Genomic DNA, 5,346 nt, shown 5'->3' on the forward strand with positions numbered 1-5,346 from the left:
GGCGTCGAGCGCGCGCGCGGCCGGACCGCCGAGGTGGTGCACGCCCGTGACGCCCGCGGCGGTCTCGGCCGCGGCGACGCCCACCCGGTGCGCGACCGTCTCCCCCTCCCGGTGCGCGGCGTCGATGCCGGTCAGGTCGATGGGACGGATGGCGGGTGCGGCGTCGTTCACGGCGGTGCTCCTTCTGTGGTGCGGATGCGGGATGGGTGCGGGGTGCGCGGGCGGGTCGGGCGGAGGACGACCGCTCAGGCGGGGACGGAGGCGGCGCGGGTCAGCGCGCGGTGCGCGAGCCCGGCGATCGCGGCGCCGACCAGGGGCGCGACGACGAACGCCCACACCTGCCCGAGCGCGTCGGGTCCGCCGTAGACCGCGGCGGCGATGGAGCGGGCCGGGTTCACGGAGGTGTTGCTGACCGGGATGCTGATGAGGTGGATCAGGGTGAGCGTGAGCCCGATGACGATCGGCGCGACCGCGGCGTACGCCTTCTGGCCGGTGACCGCGAGGATCACGGCCACGAAGACCGCGGTGAGGATCACCTCGGTGAGCAGCACGGCGCCGAGGCCGAAGCCGCCGGGCGACGCGTCGCCGTAGCCGTTCGAGGCGAAGCCGCCGTCCTGCGCGGCGGCGAGGTAGCCGGCCGGGCCGTCGGCCGCGATGAGCGCGAGGGCGCTGGAGGCGAGGATCCCGCCGATGAGCTGGGCGACGACGTAGCCGGGCACCTCGCGCCAGCCGATGCGGCCCGCGAACGCGAGGCCGACGGAGACGGCGGGGTTGAAGTGGCCGCCGGAGATCCCGCCGACGGCCGCGACGCCCGCCATCACGGTGAGTCCGAACGCGAGCGCGACGCCGAGGAAGCCGACGCCCGTGGCGTTGCCGTCGTCCGGGAACGCGGACGCGTACAGCGCGGTGCCGACGCCGCCGAAGACGAGGAGGAACGTGCCGAACGCCTCGGCGCCCCAGCGGGCGGCGGTCGACGGGCGATCCGAGGCGGATGCCGCCTTCTGCCCGCGGCCCTGGGCCGGGGTGTCGCGGGGTGCCTTCGCGGCGCTGGTCGACTTGCTCATCGGTTCGTGTCCTCTGGTGGTGCGGGTGGATCGGGATGCGGGTGCGGGTGGCGCGGGGCGGTCGGCCCCGCGCGCGGCGGCGGGACCGGGTCGTGCCCGGTCCCGCCAGCTGGCGGTGCTACTGGACGCGGCTCTTCGCGTCGTCGTCCTCGTCCTTGTCGTCCGACGGGATGTGCACGTCGGAGACGGTGACGTTGACCTCGGCGACGTCCATGCCGACGACCTGCGAGATCGCGTCGGTGACGGACTCGCGGATCCGGTCGGCGAGGTCCTGCAGCGCGACGGGGTACTCGGCGACCACGACGATGTCCGCCGCGACCTGCTTCTCGCCGACCTCGACGGAGATGCCCTGGCCGCGGTCCTGCTGGCCGATGACGTTGCGGATCGCGCCCACGGCACGGGCCGCGCCGTTGCCGAGGTCGTGCACGCCGGGGACCTGGCGTGCCGCGATGCCGGCGACCTTCTCGACGACGCCGTCGGCGATCGTGTTCTTGCCCGAGGTCGAGTCAGCGGGCGTGTGCTTCGCGGCGGCGCGGCTGGAGGCGGTGGCGGGGGTGACGTCGGTCATGTGGTGCTCCTGGTGTCGATCGGACGCGCTCCCGGACGGGGATCGCGATGCCGGCTGGATGACCGGCACGTCAAGGAGACGGGCACGGCTCCCGGATCGTCCCGGGCGTCCAGGGTTCCTCCAGCGAGGAGCGCCCGCGCTTCGCTCCGCGGCCAGCGGCGACGGCCCGGCGTGCGCTTTCCGGCCAGGGCCGCGAACCGACGGCGCACGCCCGGATGTCGCACGCCGGGCCTAGGTTGAGGCCATGACCCCAGCCGGCAGCGCGCCCGACCACCACGACGTGCTCGTCATCGGCGGGGGGAACGCGGGCCTCTCGGTCGCGGGGCGGCTCCGGCGCTACGGCGTCGACGACGTCGCGGTCGTCGAGCCGCGCGACACGCACTACTACCAGCCGATGTTCTCGCACGTGGCGGGCGGCACCGCGCGCGCGTCGCAGGCGACCCGGCCGCAGGGGTCCGTCACGCCGAAGGGCGTCACGTGGATCCAGGACCGCGTCGCCGGCATCGACCCGCACGCGAGGACGGTCGCCCTCGAGTCCGGCCGCCGGGTCTCGTACGGCCAGCTCATCGTGTGCCCCGGGATCCAGAAGGACTGGGACGCCGTGCCCGGCCTCGCCGAGGCGATGGCGTCGCCCGTCGGGATCTCCAACTACGAGCACCACTACGCCGCCAAGGCCTCGAAGGTGCTGCGCGATGTCCGCTCCGGCACGGTCGTCTTCACGCAGCCCGACGGCCCCGGCACCTGCTCGGGGGCGGCTCAGAAGCCCATGTACCTCGCGTGCGACCACTGGCGCGCGATCGGCGTGCTCGACGACATCCGCGTGGTGCTCGTCGTCCCGACGCCCACCCTGTTCGGCATGCCGCTCGTCGACGCCGAGCTCGAGCGCAAGGTCGCCGAGTACGGCATCGAGGTGCGGTACGGGCGCGAGCTCGTGGCCGTGGATCCGGTCGCCCGCACCGTCGAGATCGCCGGCGTCGACCGCGCCCGCGCGCTCCTCGGCCCCGACCACGCGGCGCAGCAGGGCCTCGAGGACGCGGATCGCGAGACCCTCCCCTACGACGTGCTGCACGCGGTCCCGCCGCAGTCCGCGCCCGACTGGCTGGCCGGCACGGGCCTCGCGGCGCCGGGCGACGCGGGCGGCTTCGTCGAGGTGGATCCGCTCACCCTCCGCCACCCGCGCTTCCCCGACGTGTGGGCGCTCGGCGACGCCGCCGCCACCACGAACTCGAAGTCCGGCGGCGCGCTCCGCCAGCAGACCACCACGGTCGCCAAGAACCTCGTCGCGGCCCTGAAGGGCAAGCCGCTGCCGCAGACCTACAACGGCTACTCGGTGTGCCCGTTCGTGGTCTCCCGCTCGACCGTCGTCTTCGCCGAGTTCGACGACCGCTACCGCCCGAAGCCCACCATCCCGGGCTGGAAGGGCCTCGCGAAGGAGCGCCGCATCACGTTCCTCGCCGACCGGTACGTCCTGCCGTGGGTGTACTGGAACCTGATCCTGCAGGGCCGCGCCTGATCAGCGCCCGCCCTCGGCGTCGGTCGTCCCGGATCCCGCCGGTCGCCACGCGGGCGCATCGCTGACGGACTCCGCGAGACGCCGCCCGATCTCCCCCAGCTGGCGCGCCTGCCGCTCCGTCAGGGCGTCGAAGACGAGCCTTCCGACGAGCGCGTGATGCGCGGGGGTCGCGGACGCGACCAGCTCGTGGCCCGAGCCGGTGAGGTGGGCGAGCGTGTACCGGCCGTCCGTCGGATCCACCGAGCGGCGCATCCACCCCCTGCCCTCGAGACGCGTGGCGGCGCGCGAGAGGCGCGAGAGGGTCGAGCTCGCGTACCCGGCGAGCGTGCTCATGCGGAGCGTGCGATCCGGCGCGGTGTCGAGCGCGTAGAGCACGCCGTGCTCGAAGTGGGTGAGGCCGCTGTCGCGCTGGAGCTGCGCGTCGAGCGCCGCCGGGAGCCGCTGCATCAGCGTGGCGAGGGACGCCCAGACCTCCAGCTGCTCCGGGCCGAGGCCCTGGCCGTCCGCGGGCGTCGACATGACGACCAGAGTACGGCACTCGCGCGCCTGACTTGCCTGCGCAAGTCGAAGTCGACATGCTGAGTTGACCAGGAAAGTGAAGACAGGAGCACCATGGACATGCAGCTGGACGGCCGGACGGCCTTCGTGAGCGGATCGACCGAGGGCATCGGCTACGCCATCGCGTCCGCGCTCACCGCCGAGGGCGTGCGCGTCACCGTCAACGGACGGGACCACGGGCGCGTCGACGCCGCCGTCGCGCGCCTCCGCGCGGATCACCCGGGGGCGGATCCCGCGGGGCTCGTCGCGGACTTCGGCGACGCCGCCCAGGTGACCCGCCTCCTCGACGCGCTCGGCGAGGTCGACATCCTCGTGAACAACGTCGGGCTCTTCGGCCTCGCCGACTTCGACTCCGTCACCGACGACGAGTGGGCGCGCTACCTCGAGGTGAACCTCATGAGCGCCGTCCGCCTGTCCCGCCACCTCCTCGGCGGCATGCTCGAGCGCGGCTGGGGGCGCGTGATCTCCGTCAGCAGCGAGTCCGGCGTCGACGTCCCGGCCGACATGATCCACTACGGCGTCACGAAGGCCGCGCTGCTCGCCCTCGGCAACGGGCTCGCGAAGCGGACGCGGGGCACAGGCGTCACGGTGAACGCGGTGCTCGGCGGGCCGACCTGGTCGGACGGCGTCGCCAGGACCGTCGAGGGCATCGCGGCCGCGCAGGGCGTGTCGACCGAGGCCATGCGCACCGCCGTCATCGGCCGGAACCGCACGACGCTGCTCGAGCGCTTCCTCGAGCCCGCCGAGATCGCGACCCTCGTCACCTACCTCGCGAGCCCGCTGGCCTCGGCGACCAACGGCGCCGCGCTGCGCGCCGACGGCGGGGTGCTCACGGGCACGCTGTAGCCGCGGCCGGTCGGCGGCCGCGCGGATCCGCCCTCCGGCGGACGCGACGCCGCCGACCGGCCCGCGAGGATTGCGGCATGACGCGCCCCGGTGAGACCCTGCCCGACTCGAGGGGCCGCACCGGCCTCCACCTCCGCGGCACGGACCTCGACCGCAACCCCGACGTGGTCGTGAAGCGCGTCGAGGTCACCTCCGACGGCTGGCACGTGCTCCGCCGGACCACGCTCGACCTCCGTCTCCGCGACGGATCCTGGCAGGAGCAGCAGCGCGAGACCTACGACCGGGGCGACGGCGCGACCGTGCTCCTCTACGCGGCCGACACCCACCGGATCCTCCTCACCCGCCAGTTCCGCTACCCCGCCTACGTCAACGGCCACCCCGACGGCATGCTCGTCGAGGCCGCGGCCGGCCTCCTCGACGAGGACTCCCCCGAGGACGCGATCCGCCGCGAGGCCCGCGAGGAGCTCGGCGTCGAGGTCGTCGCGCTCACGCACCTGTTCGACCTCTTCATGAGCCCCGGATCCGTCACCGAGCGCGTCCACCACTACCTCGCGTCGTACACGCCAGCCGACGTCGTGGGCGCGGGCGGCGGCGTGGCCGAGGAGGGCGAGGACATCGAGCGCGTCGAGGTGACGCTCGAGGAGGCGCTCGCGATGGTCGCCGACGGCCGCATCGCCGACGGCAAGACGGTGATCCTCCTCCAGCACGTGGCGTTGCACGGGTTCCCCGCGTAGCGGGCGGGCGTCCGCGGCGCGCCGCCGGCTGGCCGTCAGCCGCGCGCGCCCGCCAGCCGCGCC

The 5,346-nt window shown here is 74.4% G+C and carries 6 protein-coding genes; 3 read left to right on the top strand and 3 right to left on the bottom strand.

Going from position 1 to position 5,346, the window contains the following annotated elements; all coding sequences use genetic code 11:
* Positions 1-245: 245 nt before the first annotated feature.
* Positions 246-1,064, bottom strand: coding sequence for an aquaporin Z (gene aqpZ, locus DZG00_RS11810; protein ID WP_119382590.1), 819 nt, complete (start codon positions 1,062-1,064; stop codon positions 246-248).
* Positions 1,065-1,182: 118 nt separating this feature from the next.
* On the bottom strand, positions 1,183-1,632 hold the full coding sequence (locus DZG00_RS11815) for an Asp23/Gls24 family envelope stress response protein (RefSeq protein ID WP_119382589.1): 450 nt from the start codon (positions 1,630-1,632) through the stop codon (positions 1,183-1,185).
* 244 nt (positions 1,633-1,876) lie between these two features.
* Between DZG00_RS11815 and DZG00_RS11820 the strand changes: the two genes are divergently transcribed.
* A complete protein-coding gene (locus tag DZG00_RS11820; protein WP_119382588.1) occupies positions 1,877-3,145 on the top strand; it encodes an NAD(P)/FAD-dependent oxidoreductase in 1,269 nt (422 codons plus the stop codon).
* On the opposite strand, the gene DZG00_RS11825 is transcribed toward DZG00_RS11820, so the two are convergent.
* Positions 3,146-3,664, bottom strand: coding sequence for a MarR family winged helix-turn-helix transcriptional regulator (locus DZG00_RS11825; protein WP_119382587.1), 519 nt, complete (start codon positions 3,662-3,664; stop codon positions 3,146-3,148). It lies immediately after the preceding gene.
* A 93-nt stretch (positions 3,665-3,757) separates the two neighbouring features.
* On the opposite strand from DZG00_RS11825, the gene DZG00_RS11830 reads away from it, so the two are divergent.
* Complete coding sequence (locus DZG00_RS11830) at positions 3,758-4,549, top strand: SDR family NAD(P)-dependent oxidoreductase (RefSeq protein ID WP_119382586.1); 792 nt, start codon at positions 3,758-3,760, stop codon at positions 4,547-4,549.
* Positions 4,550-4,626: 77 nt separating this feature from the next.
* Positions 4,627-5,283: an NUDIX domain-containing protein gene (locus tag DZG00_RS11835; RefSeq protein ID WP_119455649.1), complete on the top strand. Its 657-nt coding sequence runs from the start codon at positions 4,627-4,629 to the stop codon at positions 5,281-5,283.
* The last annotated feature ends 63 nt before the right edge of the window (positions 5,284-5,346 follow it).

The sequence above is a fragment of the Clavibacter lycopersici genome, from assembly GCF_003576405.1.
Classification (GTDB): Bacteria; Actinomycetota; Actinomycetes; order Actinomycetales; family Microbacteriaceae; genus Clavibacter; species Clavibacter lycopersici.